The 20,199-nt window shown below is 41.7% G+C and carries 15 protein-coding genes; 12 read left to right on the top strand and 3 right to left on the bottom strand.

All coding sequences use genetic code 11. The features are described from left to right. The first annotated feature begins 152 nt into the window (after positions 1–152). Together BFP75_RS07035 and BFP75_RS07030 are read left to right on the top strand one after the other, a co-directional pair. Positions 153–1,517 carry a vanadium-dependent haloperoxidase gene (locus tag BFP75_RS07035; protein WP_099544552.1) on the top strand — a complete coding sequence of 455 codons (1,365 nt, stop codon included), beginning with the start codon at positions 153–155 and terminating at the stop codon, positions 1,515–1,517. Between the two features lie 49 nt (positions 1,518–1,566). Next, on the top strand, positions 1,567–2,433 hold the full coding sequence (locus tag BFP75_RS07030) for a hypothetical protein (RefSeq protein WP_099544536.1): 867 nt from the start codon (positions 1,567–1,569) through the stop codon (positions 2,431–2,433). Here BFP75_RS07030 and BFP75_RS07025 read toward each other — a convergent pair. After that, a complete protein-coding gene (locus BFP75_RS07025) occupies positions 2,430–6,140 on the bottom strand; it encodes a metallophosphoesterase (protein WP_099544535.1) in 3,711 nt (1,236 codons plus the stop codon). The two genes, BFP75_RS07030 and BFP75_RS07025, sit on opposite strands and share 4 nt — an antisense overlap. A 56-nt stretch (positions 6,141–6,196) precedes the next feature. On the opposite strand from BFP75_RS07025, the gene BFP75_RS07020 reads away from it, so the two are divergent. Next, complete coding sequence (locus BFP75_RS07020) at positions 6,197–7,417, top strand: Pycsar system effector family protein (RefSeq protein ID WP_099544534.1); 1,221 nt, start codon at positions 6,197–6,199, stop codon at positions 7,415–7,417. Here BFP75_RS07020 and BFP75_RS07015 read toward each other — a convergent pair. After that, entirely contained in the window at positions 7,406–9,775 is a 2,370-nt protein-coding gene (locus BFP75_RS07015) for a GAF domain-containing protein (RefSeq protein ID WP_099544533.1), read from the bottom strand. The genes BFP75_RS07020 and BFP75_RS07015 overlap by 12 nt on opposite strands. Positions 9,776–9,886: 111 nt before the next feature. Here BFP75_RS07015 and BFP75_RS07010 point away from each other — a divergent pair, with 111 nt between their 5' ends. The 3 genes from BFP75_RS07010 to BFP75_RS07000 all read left to right on the top strand — a co-directional run bounded on the left by BFP75_RS07010 (position 9,887) and on the right by BFP75_RS07000 (position 13,159). Then, on the top strand, positions 9,887–10,786 hold the full coding sequence (locus BFP75_RS07010; protein WP_099544532.1) for a metallophosphoesterase family protein: 900 nt from the start codon (positions 9,887–9,889) through the stop codon (positions 10,784–10,786). Between the two features lie 74 nt (positions 10,787–10,860). Beyond that, complete coding sequence (locus BFP75_RS07005) at positions 10,861–11,955, top strand: helix-turn-helix domain-containing protein (RefSeq protein WP_099544531.1); 1,095 nt, start codon at positions 10,861–10,863, stop codon at positions 11,953–11,955. A gap of 73 nt (positions 11,956–12,028) precedes the next feature. Further along, complete coding sequence (locus BFP75_RS07000) at positions 12,029–13,159, top strand: acyltransferase family protein (protein ID WP_206073509.1); 1,131 nt, start codon at positions 12,029–12,031, stop codon at positions 13,157–13,159. A 1-nt stretch (position 13,160) separates the two neighbouring features. Here BFP75_RS07000 and BFP75_RS06995 read toward each other — a convergent pair whose 3' ends face one another. After that, positions 13,161–14,417, bottom strand: a complete 1,257-nt coding sequence (locus tag BFP75_RS06995) for an aminotransferase class V-fold PLP-dependent enzyme (RefSeq protein ID WP_099544530.1) — start codon at positions 14,415–14,417, stop codon at positions 13,161–13,163. Between the two features lie 141 nt (positions 14,418–14,558). On the opposite strand from BFP75_RS06995, the gene aqpZ reads away from it, so the two are divergent. The 6 genes from aqpZ (at position 14,559) to BFP75_RS06965 (ending at position 20,170) form a co-directional block, all read left to right on the top strand. Further along, positions 14,559–15,248 carry an aquaporin Z gene (gene aqpZ, locus BFP75_RS06990; protein ID WP_099544529.1) on the top strand — a complete coding sequence of 230 codons (690 nt, stop codon included), beginning with the start codon at positions 14,559–14,561 and terminating at the stop codon, positions 15,246–15,248. A 113-nt stretch (positions 15,249–15,361) separates the two neighbouring features. After that, positions 15,362–16,678, top strand: a complete 1,317-nt coding sequence (locus BFP75_RS06985; protein ID WP_099544528.1) for a gluconate:H+ symporter — start codon at positions 15,362–15,364, stop codon at positions 16,676–16,678. A gap of 10 nt (positions 16,679–16,688) precedes the next feature. Further along, complete coding sequence (locus BFP75_RS06980) at positions 16,689–17,150, top strand: RidA family protein (protein ID WP_099544527.1); 462 nt, start codon at positions 16,689–16,691, stop codon at positions 17,148–17,150. Between the two features lie 97 nt (positions 17,151–17,247). Further along, on the top strand, positions 17,248–18,360 hold the full coding sequence (locus BFP75_RS06975) for a D-TA family PLP-dependent enzyme (RefSeq protein WP_099544526.1): 1,113 nt from the start codon (positions 17,248–17,250) through the stop codon (positions 18,358–18,360). Between the two features lies 1 nt (position 18,361). Further along, on the top strand, positions 18,362–19,429 hold the full coding sequence (locus BFP75_RS06970) for a dipeptidase (RefSeq protein ID WP_099544525.1): 1,068 nt from the start codon (positions 18,362–18,364) through the stop codon (positions 19,427–19,429). A 90-nt stretch (positions 19,430–19,519) separates the two neighbouring features. Continuing rightward, positions 19,520–20,170, top strand: coding sequence for a hypothetical protein (locus tag BFP75_RS06965; protein ID WP_317044513.1), 651 nt, complete (start codon positions 19,520–19,522; stop codon positions 20,168–20,170). Positions 20,171–20,199 lie beyond the last annotated feature (29 nt).

Genomic DNA, 20,199 nt, shown 5'->3' with positions numbered 1-20,199 from the left:
TTATAAAAACCTAAAAAAAATTAACGAAAGTTTAATGTTCTCCCCAAACGCCCAATTTTAACCCTAAAGAATTGATTGGCAGTCAAAATAATGTAATTTTGTCCTTTGACTGAGGGATTAATTTGACGATGAATAACAAAATGACACCAGATATGTTCAAGAAAGTTTCGGCCATTTTACTTGTTTTGGTTTTCCTTTCCTGTTCTCAGGAAAAGCCACAACGCTATGAACCGATCAATGTAACGGCAGAGGAATTACATACCTCCATTGATAAGGTGGTAGAGATCATGATTCATGATATATTTTCCCCGCCTGTGGCCAGTAGAATATTCGCGTACCCAAATATCGCTGCCTATGAAATCATAGCACAGGTAAATCCGGAATACAATTCATTGGCCGGACAGGTAAATGAGCTTACCCCTATTCCAAAGTTGGATTCCTTACAAAATGTGAATCCCAATTTGGCAGCATTGATCGCGCACATGAACATTAGCAAGCAATTGATTTTTTCGGAGGATAAATTCAACGTTTTGCAGGACAGTCTCTTTGCCTCATGGGAAACTACGAACAAGATCGAGTTCGAGGCGTCCAAGGCCTACGGGGAAAAAGTAGCGGAACATATAAAAACATGGATGGGGAAGGACAATTATAGCCAAACCCGAACCATGCCCAAGTTTACGGTAGATACGGATGATCCGGCAAGGTGGCAGCCCACCCCGCCCGCCTACATGGATGGCATAGAACCGCATTGGAACAAGATACGTCCTTTCTTTTTGGACTCGGCGGCTCAATTCAAACCGGTACCTCCACCAGCGTTTTCTATGGACAATAATTCCCAATTCTATAAAGAACTCCAGGAGGTATATGAAACCAGTAACAGGATTACCGCTGTTGGTGACGAATCCGAGGAGGTAGCCATAGCTAAATTTTGGGATTGTAATCCCTACGTATCCGTTACCCGAGGACATTTGATGTTTGCCACCAAAAAAATCACTCCGGGAGCACATTGGATCGGAATTACAAAGATCGCCTGTAGAAAAACCGAAAGTGATTTTCAGAAATCGGTGTATGCGTATACGAAAACTTCCATGGCCATTGCTGATGCATTTATTAGTTGTTGGGATGAAAAGTATCGAAGTAACCTAATTCGTCCAGAAACATTGATCAATCAACACATTGACGAGAACTGGGTTCCCATTTTACAAACACCTCCATTCCCAGAATATACGAGCGGACATAGTGTTGTCTCCGGTGCCGCCGCCACAGCTTTGACGGATATTTTTGGGGACGATTTCAGCTTTGATGACGATACGGAACTACCGTACGGGCTTCCCACAAGAAGCTTTACCTCATTCAACCAAGCTGCGGACGAGGCTGCCATCAGCAGAATGTACGGAGGGATTCACTACAGGGCCGCTGTAGAGGTTGGTGTGGGACAAGGTCGAGAACTAGGTGCATTGCTTATCGACAAAATAAATATGAAAAGCGTCAAATCCGTCGCGGAAAATCAAGAGTAGTTTAGATTTAGATTCGTAAATTCATACGTTCTTATCGATATTTTTCAATATGATCAGAACCTGCCTCTTTTTACTATCCCTTACCATTTTTTCCTGTACCAACTACGGGCAGTTAAAGGTAATTACGGATTTACCTGGAAACCTTGAGGAAAACTCCGGTATGATAAGCCTTACAGACTCCGCTGTTTGGATTGTAGAGGATGGGGGAAATAAGGACGAACTATATAAAGTCGATTTTAAGGGAAATATCCTAAAGTCCCTTACCATGAAGAATGGTGACAATGATGACTGGGAAGATCTTGCCAAGGACCATTTGGGGAATGTTTACATAGCCGATATAGGTAACAACGATAACAGCCGTAAAGATTTAAAAATTTATAAGGTTCCCAATCCGGAAGTAGAACCTGGCGACAAAATCGATGCCGAAATAATTGAGCTACGCTATCCTGAGCAAAAGGAATTCCCACCGAAGAAGTCCGGCCGTTTTTTTGATGCCGAAGCCATCTTCCATCATGACAACAAAATATATATCGTCACTAAAAATAGGTCGAACCCTTTTACCGGAAGTGCCTATGTTTATAGCGTACCGGATGTAAAGGGGGAATATGTGGCAACATTAGTCGCTGAAATAAACTTGTGTTCAGATTGGAAAACCTGCCAAATAACAGGTATAGACATTTCCCCAAACGGCACTAAAGTGATCGCCCTCAGTTACGGAAAACTCTTCATTTTTACGGATTTTACTTGGGACAACTTTACCAATGGTAAAGTTGAGGAAATAGATTTGGGAATCAGGACCCAACTGGAGTCCATCTGTTTTATAAATGAAGATGTGCTATTACTGTCTGATGAACGCTCCCATGGCTCGGGCAACAATCTCTATTCCTTGGATTTAAGAAAGGTTAAAAAGCGTTAAAACCCAAAGCCCAGACCAAAAGTAAAACGGGGCCCATCCTCACTGTAAAATAGGGCAACGTTTGCCGTTAGTATATCGGCACTATTAAGAAAAAAGCCACCACCATAAGAAGTGTGCCATTCATTGGACGCAATTCCCGGTGTCCATACCCTGCCATAGTCAAATCCGCCAAAAAGTCCCAATGCCGAGGGTAAAATTCGGGTCCGCATTTTTCTGAGACTATACCGTACATCCGTATTTTGGTAATAGGATGCCTTTCCAGTAAATCGCTGATTTCGATAGCCCCTTAAACCATCCGTTCCACCAATACTGGCAGCCTGATAAAACTCGTATCCATTACCCATATTCACATGTCCTTTCCACTTGGTCGCCAATACCAGACGCCCACTGGGAATCAATTTATAATCGAATGAGATACTCGGTATTAGGTATCCGAAGTTTCTATCTTCCACACCAATATTTTCCTTAAAGCCCAACTCTATGGACGTTGCCATACCCATCGTGGGAAAACTTTGGTTGTCATGGTTCTCATAGGAGTATTTGCCATGTACACCCACAAAACTGTTTCCAGTCTCCTGTCCATTTAGCTGATAAAAGGTATTGATAAATCTATCTGAAGTTTCCTCTACTTCAATGGCTTCATAGGAAAAACCCAAATCAAACTTTGCGCCCAGGGGACTTCTCCATACCAAGGAAGGGGCAAACTCAAAATTTTGAATGCGCACCCTATTGTAGTCCAATCCCAAGTTATCGTCCAAGTTTGCAGTGTCATTCCCAAAACCAAAGAAGTTAATGGCAAAATTGGGGGTGGTAAACCTTGTATTCAAAGCCAAATTCCAATGATCGAACACATTGGCAAATTCCCCACGGTACTGTAACTCTACCCCACTGGTGGCAAAATAATAGGATGCCCTAAGGGTATGTTGTTGGGTAAAAGGGTTTTGCCTGAAACCATTGTAGGTATACGTATCCATAAAACCCACCTTGATTCCATCATCTGGATTAAAACCTACTGTTGGTATCACCTGATTGTTGCTACTTCGAATGTTTAAAGGATTATAGGTATTCACCGGATAATCATCCGTTAACTTCACCTTGGTCCTACCCGCCTCCTCAATCGTGTTCTTTTTACTTTTGTAATCGTAGACGGTGACACCCCTACCATTTTTTATCCTGTAAATATCATTGTTTTGCCCCCCAATAATCCTAACCTTTACCCCTTTGAAATCGTTAGGGTTTACCACTTCGAAAATATCATCGTCATCCAAGCCATACACCCAGATTTCATTGGTACTGGAAGTATAGAAGACCTTATCAAAAAACTGCTTTTTCTTTTCCCCATCAATAATTCTATAGCCACTTACCTGTGTTCTGCGATCATCCAATCGCGTAATCACAAACCAATCATCCTTATCTGTTCCCACTACCGTTGCAAACTTGTTCAGCACTTTAAAATATTGGGTGGCCGTATCTTCAATTTTTTTGACCCTTGAAAGTAGCACCCTTTTGATTTCTTCAACTCCGGCATCGTGTACCTCTTTGGGGAACATGGTAAATGCCTGGTCAATGGCTTTTTCATCTAATTTTTCCTGTAAGAACTTGGCCTGTTCCATCCAGTTTTCCAAGGTACTTTCGGACAATAGCGCCAAATCCAAAACATAGGTTTTTGGAGAAGAATTAAAACCCTTAACATTTCTAATTTCTTCGTTGAATCCTTCCATTAGCCGTAGGCCGGGTATGATCCTGGTAGCAAGGCCCATGAGTATACCATCTCCCATCTGGGAATAGGCCTGGTCCCTATCCCGGGGAACCGGCCTATAAATGACCTTGCCATTTTCCTTGAATTCTGCCCACCGCCACTGGTCTACGTGTCTGTCCCAATCGCCAATGGCCATATCGAACAATCGGGCCCTAATGTAGGCATCGGTATCCACCTCGTACTTCTCATCATCCCTGAGGTCTTCCAGCATGGAATCCGTACTCTTTAACTCATTGGAATACCCAAAACTCTCCAAATCCCCATGACCATCACCAGAATGTTCTTCGATCATGTAAAGTTCGTTCCCAAATACATCGTTGTATTCACCCAAAGCATCCTGTTTGGGGATATAATACAAAACGGGATTGGTATGGAGGATCCCAACGGCATCCGAAAGTTTGCCTATCGTAAACGGGGCATAAGGGTGGGAACCAGTATAAAAATCGGCCAACAACTCCTTGGTGTAGGTGTCCTTTAAATCGTCCAGGACATATTGATCTTGAAAAGCCATGGATTGCAAATAAAGCTCCGGCAGTTTTCTTAAGGCGCGCATCACGTATTCCTTACCCGAAGCATGTCTCAAACGTAAGGATTTGGATTGATGGCCTCCCCCCTTTTTTACCGGTGTAAGCCCACCGAAAAGTGTATCGATGTAAACCACTGGGGCGGTGACCTCCCTCCCGTAGTACTTCCGATACCGTTCTCCCCAAATCGCCTTGAAAAAACCAGATTTGTCAATCTCTTCCTTGGTATATACCGATGCTTTCACTTCCCTATCCGTCACTTTTGGATAAAGGGTATCCAATTTTTTTTCTGTAGGAGGCAATACTGCGGAAGTAAACAGAAACTCCTCGTTCCCTTGATTGTCAACACCGTAATACCGAACCCTTGAAGACCCATCGGTATAAACCTCCAAGGTGGCATACCCCATTCTCCCGGTAGAAAAACGGGATCCGTTCAATAACCTGGTATCACCCTCCTTGGCTCCAGAACCACTGACAATCTGCGGTATGTTATTCTCAACTATGTATTGCAACGTATGCTCATGACCGGATGCAAAAATCACCCTATCCGAGTATTGCGCCAAGGTCGTTACCCTTTTTACCAGATCTAAATATCGTTTGTTTCCCATATCCTCTGTGGAAGCCCCAGTAGTTCTCCTTAGAATATTGATAAAGGTGCCCAAACCCGGCAATGGTATGGGCAAGTCTTTTGGATAAAAATGCTTTTTGAACGAGTATTGCCCACCATGCGGCCCGTAACTGGTCATGGGATGGTGCATGGCGATCAACGTAGTTCTATCCCCATAGTCCTTAATGGCATCCTCCAACTCCAAAAGGAATTTTTCCCTGGTTTTTATTTCACAGTTATCATTGATTCCCGGTCTCCTGTTCCAATTGGTAAGGTACCATTCCGTATCCAGGACAATAATCGCCAGCGCATCGCTCACCTCAATCACATCAATTGGACATCCATTCTTTGGCAAGAAGGCATCTTTATCGTTCAATTGTTCCTTCACATATTCTTCCTCCCTTTCCAAGCCAATGAGGCCTTCCGTATACCAATCGTGATTGCCAGGTATAAAAAGTTTTCTTCCCTTAAAATTGGCGAGTGTCTTCAATTGGGCATCCAAATGGTTCTTTGCCGTTAAATAGGCAATGGTGGAGTCCTTGGGATCTGGCAAACCGGCCGGATAAATATTATCGCCCAAAAAAATGGCCGTACTGTTGCCATCTGCTTGATCAAGCTTTTTTTTAAAGATTTTCAATGCAGGGTTCATACCGCCAATGGGCGAGAGTCCTGCATCCCCAATAAGGTAAAAGGTATGTGCAACTTGCGTATCGATTTGTATATCCGCTGCATCCCGTACATCTGCATATTTTGACTTATAGGTGGCACAACCCGTAATCAAAATAATTAGTAAAAAAGCGGTAGTATTTTTTTTCATATAGACGACCCAGTGTTCTATTTTTTGTAATTTGGAATTACTAAAAAAAAATCCTTATGGCGGATATTCTTCAGAATACCAAAAAGCACGTTACAGCCTTACTGACCAATGAGCTAGATCCAGAATATCTCTATCACAATTTAAGGCATACCCAACGTGTTGTTAAAAGTACTAAAGAAATCTCTAAAGCCTGTGCCCTATCGGATGAGGAAAAAGAAGTATTGGAAATTGCGGCCTGGTTTCATGACACCGGGTATACCGTTGCGACAAAGGAACATGAAAAGAATAGCTGTATCATAGCCACACAATTCTTGGAGGAGGAAGGCTATGGCCCAAACCTGATTGCCAAAGTAAACCAATATATCATGGCGACCGAGAAAGATTGGGTGCCCAATTGTATCGAGGAGGAAATCATTAGGGACGCAGATGCATCACATTTTGCCCAAACAAGCTATTTGGAGACATCAGAATTATTACGGGAAGAACTTAAGTTATTGAATATTGCGGAATACAACTATAGGGATTGGTTGGATGTCAATATAAAAATGCTAGGCAACCAACATCGATTTTATACAGATTACGCCAAGGAAAACTGGCAAGAGAAAAAGGATGATAATCTAAAAAAGTTGATCAAGGAGAAGAAGTCCATCAAGAACATTGCACAAAAAGAGAAGTTAAAGGCAAAATTCAAGGGAGAAAGTCCGGATAGGGGGATACAGACCCTATTTCGCGTTACGCTAAGAAACCACCTTACCTTGAGTGATATTGCAGATACCAAAGCAAACATTTTACTATCGGTCAACGCTATTATCATCTCCTTGGCCTTGTCAAACCTAATACCAAAATTGGACAATCCTTCCAACAATTATCTCATATATCCAACCGCCATTTTTGTATTGTTCAGCATTGTCTCCATGATTTTGGCCGTTTTGGCCACCCGGCCAAATGTTACCAGTGGTGAATTCACAAAGGACGATGTCGCCAAAAGAAAGGTCAACCTACTGTTCTTTGGGAATTTTCACAAAATGGACCTTGCGGATTATGAATGGGCCATCAATGAATTGGTTAAAGACAAGGATTATATATATTCCTCTTTGACCAAGGATCTCTATTTTTTGGGACTTGTACTTAACAAAAAATACAAATTGCTACGTTGGACCTACACCATCTTTATGATCGGTATGATCATTTCAGTAATAGCTTTTGCTTTGTCCTTTAAATTTTTTGGTCCGGAAAGACAACTAAAGGAACTGGTAACCCAGACCTTATTCTTTTAAAGTGGCCATTAAATCTTCATAGGTATAGGATTCCTGGGACTCTTGATCGGTCTTGTACAAGATTTCGGCCCTAATGGCCTTTAGTCCTGAAACTCCTTGAAGACCCTCAAGTTCAACGATTTCTACATTATCGGTAAAATATTTTTTGGATTTCAGGAATTTGATATACCTCAAATATTCAAGTTCATCCTTTTTCTGGGAATAGACGATGGCAATTTTACCCGTCTGGGTAAGTCGCTCGTTGGTACCCTTTATATAGGCCTTGTCAATCCGCTTTTTAATGACTTCGTACCGGGCGTTATAGGTTCCGTCCACATCAAATTTTTTCTCGTCCATTCTAAAACGAATGGACAAGGAAGAACTGTAGACCAATATAAGGGAGGTAGCATCCAAAGGAATGGGCAACTCAGGTTTTAATTTATAGTGCACATTCTCCATTTCGCACATAACCTGCAGTTGCCATAATCTAAGGTTGTTGAGATATAAAGAATTAAAGCCGCCGTTCTCAGAAATACTTTCGCCAATGTACAAATTATGTTCTACCCCGTCCGTCTTGTAACGTTCAAAATAATGGGGAAACATAGCCTGCGCACCTTCTTGTTTTTTGTCCAGGACAGACACTAATTTTTTGTTGATCTTGGTTACGCTTTCATCATAGTTTTTTCTATGATCGTAATACGAACCCGTACCCATATCTATCTTGGCCTCGTAGGCATGTATTTGTTTTGCTATTTTCGCATCCGTTTTTTTTAGATGTTCGAAAATGGGGTCTATTTCCTCTTTTACAAAGTCAAAAATGGCCTGCTCACTATTTGTATAGAGCATCTCTTTAATACTGTTCAAATGATTATTTACCCTAAAAATGAGCTCCTCATAAATGGGCAATCTATTTTTTGCCAAAGCTTCCTCCAGTACCCCATTAATTTGGGACAATTGAATCATTAAGTCCCTTTGGATGGCCTTATTACGGGCCTTGGAAGAATCCTTTATATCTATTTGACCGTAAAGTGGGTACACATCCTTAAAAACGATTTCCTTGAAAGAAGGAGCCCTACTTTCTAACTGGTCTTTGATAAAATATTTCGCTTCCTCTTGAAACTTCCAATATACGGACGAATGTACCGAAGTACATTCATTTTGTATAATGGCATCAATAAGATTTTCTTCCTCTATCTTGGATCGTACGACCGCAGAAACTATATAGGGCATTACATCGTCAAACTTTCGAGCATTGACACCGTTCAGTTCGTTTTTACGCCCTGAGACCACTTCCAAAACACCCAATAGCTCACCTTCAAAAGCAATTGGGGCAAGAATGGCACTCTTTATTTCTTGGTCCCCAAGTACATGATAGGGGTCACTACCGTTAGATTCCTGATTATACTTTTCTACATCGGAAATGGCAAAATATTTGTTTTCCTGAATAAGCCTTTTATAGGAATATTGACATAGGGCATCATGGCATAACTTGGAATCCTTTCCGTTCAGGATAAAGCTTGACATATTTCTTCCGTACACAGGTTCAAATTGGTCCTTTCTTGCGTTATAAACTACAAAACCTACCTTGATATCAGGCAACCTAAAGAACGACCTGAACGTTTCCTGTAGGTTTCCCATAAAATTATCATTGGACCGTTTATCGCTTGCTATGAGGCTGGACTTAATCTCCGATATGGAATGTTCAGAGGTCACGTCAAACATATTGGCAATAATGAAACCTTTTACTAAAAAACTGTCCGGAGGAATCTTTTCCTGCCAAAGGATAAGATTATCCGGACTCTCCATGAGTTCGTCTATATCCGCTTGAGAAAGATCCCTTGACTTTTCAGTAGGTAATATATCAATAAAATCCGCATTGTACATGATGCGGTAATGGTGCATAACACCAGTGGAATCTGGAATATCATAGAAATAGGGCCGGCTAAAATCCAGTTCCACCCCATAGTAGAACTTGAGGATTACGATACATCCCATGATATAATCCACCCCAATTTCCTGGTTCCTTATTTTTGGTTTGTAAAACGGGCCTGCCTTTTTGACGATATTTTGAAATCGTTTTGAGGGATTGAAAAAGAAATCAAAATAGGGTATGGAAGCCACCTTAATTTCATTTTCGCCAAGAATAGGGGAAAAACTGTCTTGAAGAATGAAGGAAATGACATCGTTGTGCTCATTGATCAGTTCCAGATCCTCAAATCCATCCCTTAAAATAGGATAGGGCCTTTGGGCTTCAAGAACTTGTTTCGCCCTTGCCGCCAAAACAACATCATCACCATCTAGCATTTCCTCATATGCCCTTAGAAGTTTGTCAAAACTTATAAGGTAACGAAGAGGTCTTATTTTATCGTCACATTCCATAAAGCATTGGTCTACTTGGCACTCTTAAAATTACAAAAGATACGGTTGTTTTTTGTTAAAGTTTTATCCAACGATGTTACGGTTTTTCGGATATTTATAAAAATTTTGTAGATGTCCTCCGCAAAAAGACTTTCAAGAGCCTATTCCAACGCAAAATATATTCCGTTCGATGATACTTCAAAGTTCATCCTTTTTAGTGATTGCCACCGAGGGGACAATAGTTTTGCCGATGACTTCGCCAATAACAGGAATATCTATTTTCATGCCCTGAACCACTACTACAATCAAGGTTTTGATTATTGCGAACTAGGTGATGGTGACGAGCTTTGGGAAAATATGCATTTTGAGTCCATCTTTGAGGCCCATAAAAATGTATACCAACTTTTACGAAAGTTCCATTTGGAAAAAAGACTCCACATGATATGGGGAAACCATGACATGGTCTATAAGGATAAGGCCTACGTGGACAAGCATCTTTCCAGTTACTTTGAGCCAATCGATAATACGGACAAGGAGTTATTTGAAGGAATAACCTACAACGAGGCCATCGTTTTAAAACATACGGAGACCCAGCAGGAATTGTTCCTTACCCACGGGCACCAAGCGGATTGGTGGAACTATACCTTTTGGAGGTGGGGCAGGTTTTTGGTACGTATACTTTGGAAACCCTTACAGGTATGGGGCATTGCAGATCCCACCAGTCCGGCCAAGAATTTTAAGGAGCTGATAAAGTTGGAGCGAAGGATAAAACGTTGGATTCTTAATAACAACCTCCTTATTACCATTGTTGGACATACCCATAGACCCAGATTTCCGGAGCCCGGAGACATTCCATTTTTTAACGATGGTAGTTGCGTGCATCCAAGAAGTATTACGGGCATTGAAATTGAAAACGGACAGATTTCCCTTATTAAATGGCAAATTGATACCACTTTGGACGGAACGCTAAAAGTTGTAAGGTTACTGCTTGAAGGACCTCAAAAGTTAGTGGACTATATGAAAAAACAGTAATTGTGAAACTGGACACGCTTATTGAAAACATTCCCATACGTCATAATCTTATTTCCACCATAATGTTTTTGTGAGTGGCCCAAAGCTTCTTCCTATCAATTGTACTCCTTCTTAGGTCCAGCAACAATGTTGGCCTAAGATGGTTAGGGTTTTCCATTTTGGCTACCGCACTTATTTTTTTGGATGTTTATGATTGCTACACAGGTCTAATTAAATATGTGCTGTTCCTTAACGATTCCACAGAAGCCTTGGTTTTAATTATAGGACCAACCCTTTACCTGGCCATTTACTGCTTTTTGAAACGTGAGAATGTTACTTTCAAAAAACATTGGTGGCACTTTGCTCTTCCAATGGGATATTTTTTATCGCAGATTCCATTTTATATTGCCCCTATATCAGTTAAATACAACGCCTATATTGGTGCCTATTATTCGAAGTTTCCCAGCGCCAAAATACCGGAATCCTTTGACTATAGCTATCATTATATAAAGGATATTTTTGATTGGTTGATACTTGTCACATTTCTTTTTTATGCCGTCATATCCTTAAAAATGGTTTGGGAAGAAAAATCTAGATTAACTGAAATTGGGGTACAGAATAAATCCAGTAAGTATATTTTCACAAGAAATACAGTTATTTTTCTTTTTTTACTACTGGTATTCATTTTTTCAATTTTCTATTCATTTGATGACGATGGCGGGGATCATTACCTGGGTATTTTCAACAGCTGTCTTGCCTTTTTAACAACCTATGTATTAGTATCGGAATCCCGGTTTTTTGAAAAATCTTGGGTTGCGGACAAGTATGAAACCATTAGTCAGTCAAACCTAAATCTTGCTTTGATTGAATCCTACGTAGAAGAAAACAAGTATTTTCTTAAACAGGATGCTTCACTAAAAGATTTGGCCACAATTCTAAAAGTTCATCCAAACCATATATCAAAAATTATAAATCAAGGGAAAGATTCCAATTTCAACGATTTTATAAATCAAAAAAGGATTCGTTTTTCCCAAGGAAAATTAGTAGACCCTAACTTTTCCAATCTAACCATAGAGGCTATAGGAGCATTGGCGGGTTTTAATTCGAAATCAGCGTTTTATACCGCATTTAAAAGGCACGCAGGAACTTCACCATCCGCATATATAAAGTCCTTTTCTCCAAAATTGTAATTCAGGACAGTAAGAGAACCCTAAAAATTTGCCCGTTTTAATGTCAGGTCGATATTTGCCGAAAAAGTAAATCATGGAGACCACAATTAGGAGATACGATTTGGACTGGCTACGGGTTATCGTATTCGCATTGCTTATTTTTTATCATGTAGGAATGTTTTTTGTTCCCTGGGGATGGCATATCAAAAACAACGTAATTTACGATTGGCTAAAGTGGCCCATGTTATTTTTAAACCAATGGCGCTTGCCCATATTGTTTGTTATTTCCGGAATGGGTACCTACTATGCACTTTCTAAAAGAAATCTTGGTCAGTTCAGTTGGGAACGAATAAGAAGATTAGGGGTTCCTCTAATATTCGGGATGATCTTCATTGTTCCTCCTCAAGTTTATATAGAACGTTTGGCCAAACACCAATTTTCGGGATCTTATCTGGATTATTTTACCTCGGTTGCCTTTAAGGGTGTATATCCGGAAGGCAACATAAGTTGGCACCACTTGTGGTTCCTACCATATTTGCTAGTTTTCTCCGTCTTGTTGGGGCCATTGTTCGTTTACTTAAGAAACAACCCTAATGGTTTTAGCGATTGGATCAAAAGAATCGTAGTCAAGCCTTTTGGTATTTATTGGTTCGTTGTGCCACTCTATCTATTGGAAGCATTTATGGAACCTTTTTTTGACATAACCCATGGATTGATAGATGACTGGTTCAACTTTAGCTTTAGTTTGGTCTTGTTTTTTTACGGTTTTCTTTTGATTTCTACTGGAGATATATTTTGGAAAGTTGTGGAGGAATTAAAATTCAAGGCACTTTTAATAGGTGTTTTCACCTTTCTGAGCCAAGTTTTCATTTGGGTATTTCTGGAAGATGGATATGTGGTCCATTTTACCGAAGCATTGCTTAAAGTCGGGAATATATGGTCATGGATCTTGGTGCTTTTTGGATTTGCGGCAAAATATTTAAACCATAAAAGCAATGCTCTTTCCTATGCCAATAGGGCTGTGTATCCCTTTTACATACTACATCAAACAGTCACAGTTGTTTTGGCTTACTTCTTAATGGACCTTTCTTGGGGACTATTTCCAAAGGCATCACTTCTTGTTTTGGGAACTTTTGGGTTTAGCTGGTTGATATACCATTTCTTAATACTAAAAATCCCGTTATTACAGCCCTTCTTTGGTTTAAAAAAGAAACGTCCGAAATAAGTTAAACTCTCTTCGCTAAAGTCTTCAGTGCCACAACGAATGTATCAAGTTCCTGGGTAGTGGTATAGATATTTGGAGTGATCCTACATCCCTGAACATTGGCATAATCTATCGCCACGGTAAATATGTTGAATTCCTCCAGTAAGCTTTTGGCCAAGTCCGCCGGTTTCATGTGCGCTATGCCCACATTGGCAATACCACAGCTGCGGTGCAGTTCCTTAGGTGTATTCACTACGATGTGTTCCACATCCCTAACGGCATCGCTCCAATACCGTTGCAAAAAACGGAGTCGGTCTTCCTTTCTTTTTAGGCCGATGTTTTCCAAATAATCAATGGCATCGTCTAAGGCCAAATCAGTATGTACGGGCAAAGTACCTGTGTGGTTCAGACGCTTGATTTCAGGTACGTCATTACTATAATCGGCAAAAAGCGGCCAAATTTTGGCAATGTTTGGTTTTGCCACAAACAACATGCCGCTACCCAAGGGTACACTCAACCACTTATGGAGGCTACTGCCATAATAATCACAACCAATTTCCGCTATATTCACATCGATATGTCCAACACAATGGGCCCCGTCCACCATAACCTCTACCCCATGTTTATGGGCCATGTCACATATTTTTTTAATAGGAAGGGTTTGCCCGGTAATATTTACCATATGACATACCATTAACAGTCTGGTCCTAGGCGTAATCTGGGATTCGTAAAGTGAGACTATCTCCTCATCGGACTTCGGATGATTGGGCAGGGAAACTAGTTTATTGACAATGCCATATTTTTTTGCCATCAAGTTGAAATGATCTTTCATGGCCCCGTAATCCTGCTCTGCAAAGATGGCCTCGTCATTCTCTTCCCAGGGATAACCTCCAATGATCATGTCCAAGGATTCTGTGGTATTTCTTGTAATAATAAGTTCCTCCGGAGTGGATCCTACCAATTTTGCCAAGCGGTCCCTAACCTTGTCCTTGTTTTCCCATTGCACGGTACGCATGTAATATGAAGCTTCATAGTTAACCATTTGAATATGCTTCATATATTTCTCCATTGTGGGTTTTGGAATGAAGTTGTAGTACCCGTTTTCCAAATTGATGTAATCCGGTTTCAGGTCATAATCCTCACGAATACGTTCCCAGAAAGCATCCTCATTTTGGGGATAGGGGATTTGGGATTGCTCCAAAGCATCATGAGGAAGTGCCAAAAACGGGGAAAGGAGTGCCGCACCGCCCAATTGCTTTATAAAGTCTCTCTTTTTCATATGGTTGTACTTCTAGTTTAAAAATACGAAAACCCTAGCTTACTTTATCCAAAACATACAACCCTGCAAAAATTGTTCCTTTGGCAAGGTGACTTTTACACCTATTTGGTTTCCAAACATTAATAATCAACTTTAAACATTATGAGAAAAGAATTGGCAGAATTTTTTGGAACCATGTGGTTGGTTCTCGGCGGGTGCGGGAGTGCAGTCTTGGCCGCAACATTTCCAGAATTGGGTATTGGTTTTGTAGGGGTATCCATAGCTTTTGGACTTACCGTATTGACAATGGCATATGCCATAGGACATATTTCCGGATGTCATTTAAACCCGGCGGTTACCATTGGGCTTTGGATGGGCGGAAAATTTAGTGCAAAAGGTGTTTTCCCATACATATTGGCACAAGTTATGGGAGCCATTGCAGGTGCGGCCCTTTTATATGTCATAGCTTCTGGAAGTCCGGCTTTTGAACTAGGCGGATTTGCTGCAAATGGTTTTGGAGAACATTCACCAGGCGGTTACAGTTTGCTATCTGCCTTGGTAACAGAGGTCGTTATGACCTTTTTCTTTCTATTTGTAATTTTAGGTGTTCTTCATAAAAAAGCGTCACCAGGGTTTGCAGGGCTTTCCATAGGGCTTTGTTTGACTCTTATTCATCTCATTTCCATACCTGTCACCAATACTTCGGTAAACCCTGCAAGAAGTACAAGTCAGGCGCTGTTTGTAGGGGATTGGGCCATAGACCAACTTTGGTTGTTCTGGTTGGCGCCCATTGTTGGAGCTATTTTGGCCGGCCTACTTTATAAAGTATTTCAGCAGTTGGAAACTAGATAAGGATATACATTCTTTCTAAAGTGCCCCCAAAGGCGCATTCCTCCAATTGGTTGGGATGCGCCTATTTTTTATAGTATATTTAGTGCACCGTAATAACTAAACTGCCACAACCAATGCCTTTATTGATCGTAGTCCTTGGAATACTTCTTTTGTTCCTTTTGGTCGCAAAATTTAAACTCAACGGATTTATATCCTTTGTTTTGGTATCCCTATTTGTTGGAATTGCGGAAGGAATGCAGCCTATTGCCGTTATTAGTTCCATCCAAAAAGGAATCGGGAACATTCTTGGATTTCTTGTATTGATTTTAGGGCTTGGTGCCATGCTAGGCAAGTTGGTCGCCGAAAGTGGGGCCGCACAACGGATAACCACAAAATTGGTAGATAAATTTGGAAAAAAGAATATTCAATGGGCTGTAGTTCTCACGGGATTTATTGTGGGAATACCCATGTTCTACTCCGTTGGTTTCGTAATTTTGGTTCCTCTAGTGTTTACAATTGCCGCGGCCACGGGCCTACCACTGCTTTATGTGGGTTTGCCCATGCTGGCGTCCCTTTCGGTGACCCATGGATATTTACCTCCGCATCCTGCCCCAACCGCCATTGCCGCAACCTTTAACGCAGATATCGGTAAAACCTTGTTTTATGGTATCATAGTTGCCATTCCGGCCATTGTCGTGGCAGGTCCCTTTCTTTCAAGAACAATGGTGAATATCAAGGCTTCCCCTTTAAAGGAATTGATGAACCCTACCATCCTTAAGGATGAGGAAATGCCGGGAACGGGTATTAGCATATTTACCGCCTTACTCCCCGTAATATTAATGGCCATTGCGGCACTTACCACTCTTTTTCTCCCTGCGGATTCCGTCCTTGGGTCCATTTTGGTTTTTTGCGGTGACCCCGTTATGGCCATGCTACTTTCAGTACTGGTAGCGATTTATACCTTGGGATTGGCCCGAGGTAAATCAATGAAGGAAGTCATGGATACCGTAGGCGATGCTGTTAAAGGAATTACCATGGTCTTATTGATCATTGCCGGTGCCGGGGCCTTAAAACAGGTCTTAATCGATAGTGGCGTGAGCGAGTACATTGGTGAGGCCCTGAGCGGCTCTGCCATTTCCCCCTTGGTTTTAGCATGGTTGATCGCAACGATCATTAGGGTTTGTGTGGGTTCTGCTACCGTTGCCGGATTAACGGCCGCAGGTATTGTTTTACCGCTGATCGAAGGAACGGGGACAAGTGCGGAACTCATGGTTTTGGCCATAGGATCGGGAAGCCTCATGCTATCGCATGTCAATGACAGCGGGTTTTGGCTGTTCAAAGAGTACTTTAACCTCTCTATAAAGGATACCCTGAAATCGTGGACAGTAATGGAAACCACCGTAGGGGTTATGGGATTGATCGGCGTTTTGATATTAAATCAGTTTATATAAATACCATTTGATGAGCATATCCAAAAGAATTGGGGAGCTGGGCTTGGAATTGCCTCCGGCTCCCCCACCAGCGGGTCTATACCGACCTATTTTGATAGTAGATAATTTTCTGTATGTATCCGGTCAGGGCCCGGTTTTAAAAGACGGTTCCCTCTACAAGGGACGCGTTGGGGGTGACCTGGACCTTGCGGGAGGAAAACTAGGTGCCAGGCATGTGGGTTTGACCATGTTGTCAACCATCATCACTCATTTTGGTGAAATAGACCGAATTAAGAGGCTGATAAAGACCTTGGGCATGGTCAATTGTACACCTGATTTCCATGACCACCCCTTGGTGATCAATGGTTTTAGCGAACTTATGGCCGATGTTCTTGGTGCAGAAAATGGTGTAGGTGTGCGCAGTGCGGTGGGCATGATGCTTCCGGGAGGTATTGCCGTGGAAATAGAAGCTATGTTCGAACTTCACAAATAAACCCTTTTTAAGGGATGTGTTATTTTAATCTGAAGGCATATACCTAGATAGGCATATAACTATCGAAAAATAAAGTCAATATTAATTAGGTGAAATTATGGAAGAAGAAAATTGGTTTCGGCTAAAAGACAGTTCAAAGATCATTTCCCCATCCTTATTGGTTTATAAGGATAGGGTCGTCCACAATATTGAGGAAATGATACGAATGGCGGGGGATGCGAAAAAGCTTTGCCCCCATGTTAAGACCCACAAATGTGCTGAAATCATTCAGATGCAACTGGAACGTGGCATCACCAAATTCAAATGCGCTACCATCGCCGAAGCCGAATTGCTAGGAAATTGTGGTGCTCCCGAAGTACTTTTGGCCATGCAACCCGTAGGTGCCAATATAAACCGATTCATTGCCTTAATAAAGACCTTTCCCAATACCAAGTTTTCGGCCCTAACGGACAGTATTGCCATAGCGGACCAAATGGCAGCATCGGGCAAAGAGAACCATGTTAAAATCGATCTATATATTGATTTGAACGTGGGCATGAACCGTACTGGAATTGCCCCGGATGAAAAAGCCTTCTATTTGTACGGGCATATTTCCAAAAACCCCCATTTAAATATTCTCGGTCTACATGTATACGATGGTCATCTCAGAAATCCCGATTTTGAAACGAGAAAACAGGAATGTGACCAGGCTTTCGATAAGGTTCTGGAATTAAAGAAAAGAATTATAAAGGCAAATCTGCCCGAACCCGTAATTATTGCCGGGGGCTCCCCTACATTTCCAATACATTGTAAGAGGAAAAATGTCATTGCAAGTCCCGGGACTACCTTATTATGGGACGCAGGGTATGGAGGTCTTTTCCCGGAGATGAAGTTTCTCCCTGCCGCTGTATTGTTCACAAGAATCATCAGCAAACCCAAGGCCGGCATACTATGTTTTGACCTAGGTCATAAATCCATTGCTCCTGAAATGCCCTTTCCAAGAGTGGAATTTTTAAGTCTGAAACATGATAAACAAATTAGCCAGTCAGAAGAGCATTTAGTGGTGGAGTACGATGACCTAAAGGTCATGGAAGTGGGTGCGGAACATTATGCCATCCCCAAACATATATGTCCCACTGTGGCCAAATACGACGAACTTCTGGTAGTGGACACTGGGAAAATTACCGATGCATGGAAGGTAGCCGCCCGTAACCATAAAATCTCCATTTAACATGTTCATCCTGGATGCCCATCTAGATCTTTCCATGAACGCCATGGAATGGAACAGGGACTTAACCTGGCCCGTAGAAGCCATTAGGGAAAGTGAACAAGGAATGACGGACAAACCGGACCGAGGAAAAAACACGGTTTCCTTTGATGCCTTGAGAAAGGGAAATATAGGGGTTTGTGTAGCAACACAGATTGCCCGTTATGTAAAACCTCGTAATAATTTACCCGGCTGGAAATCCCCACACCAAGCATGGGCCCAGACCCAAGGGCAATTGGCTTGGTATAGGGCCATGGAGGGTGCAGGTGAGTTGTTCCAAATCACAACAAAGAAGCAATTTAACAATCACCTAAAAAGATGGAACGAGGACAATGTCAAAACACCAATTGGCTATATTCTTAGTTTAGAGGGTGCGGATTCCATTATCAATATGGATTACCTGCACAAATCCTATGAAAATGGTCTACGGGCTATAGGACCGGCACATTACGGTCCTGGAACCTATGCCTTTGGAACCGATTCCGTAGGTGGTATTGGTCAAAAGGGTAAGGAACTGCTCAAGGAAATCCAAAAGCTGAACCTTATATTGGATGCAACGCATCTGTGCGACCAAAGTTTTTGGGAAACCATGGATGCGTATGTAGGGCCTATTTGGGCTAGCCATAATAATTGTCGGAAATTTGTAGATCATAACCGTCAATTTTCGGACGAACAAATCGAAGAACTTATAGCCCGTAAAGCGGTTATTGGTATGGCCTTGGATGCTTGGATGATGGTACCCAATTGGGTGCGTGGAAAGTCTACCCCGGAAAGCACTGGGGTTTCCCTGGAGCATACCCTACAGAACATCGATCATATTTGCCAACTGGCCGGAAACTCGCTTCATGTGGGAATTGGAACCGATTTGGATGGGGGCTTCGGGTTGGAGCAATCCCCAAAGGATATCGATACCATTGCAGATCTCCAAAAAATTCCTCCACTGCTTGAAAAAAAAGGGTATACAAAGGAAGATATCAGCAACATTATGCACGGTAACTTTGTACGCTTCCTTCAGCTTCATCTACCCGATTGAGAAGTAAAGCAATACAATAATCGAATTTAACACCCCGTTAAGTCCCTGTGGCAGGGTATTTGTTATCTTTATTCCGATTATTGTTTCATCATGATGAACAGACCGTTTTCATTGAGTATATCCTTTTGCCTATTGGTGTTTGGATGGGTTCAGGCCCAAACAGACCTACCTACGCAAAAACCATTGAAGATTGAATCAGTAAATCCAATCGATAATTCGGGCAAGACCAATTCGGGTTCGGTCTTGAATATTCCATCGGTCATAAAAGAACAGCCCAAATTGGATATGACCACAAGAAACCCTGTAAAAATGCTTCCGGACGAAGAACTTGTACAAGCCGGTACCGGACTAAAAATTGATCCGCGCATTGGACCTGGCGAACGCATGAACGGGTCGGGCCAATTCTTCCCAGACCAGTATCTTGGTGACATTAAGAGTAATGGGAAGTTTATTGGCATCGTCTGTAGGGACCATGAATATGTAGATGGTGACCGCGTCAAAATATACGTCAATGACATAGTTGTTGAACACAATCTATTATTAACGGGCGCTTTTAAGGGAGTGAATGTGGACCTACAATCCGGCTTCAACAAAATAGATTTTGAGGCCTTAAACCATGGTTCCTCCGCACCCAATACAGCACAAGTTGATGTGTATGATGAAAACGGGCAACTGCTCTACTCCAATAAGTGGTTATTATCTTCCGGTTCCAAGGCAACACTGATTGTCACCAAAGATTAGTTTTTAATTTTACACCTCTTAAACTTTAT

The organism is Maribacter sp. 4G9, assembly GCF_002742265.1.
Lineage (GTDB): Bacteria > Bacteroidota > Bacteroidia > Flavobacteriales > Flavobacteriaceae > Maribacter.
This window is presented reverse-complemented; position numbering and strand designations above follow the sequence as displayed.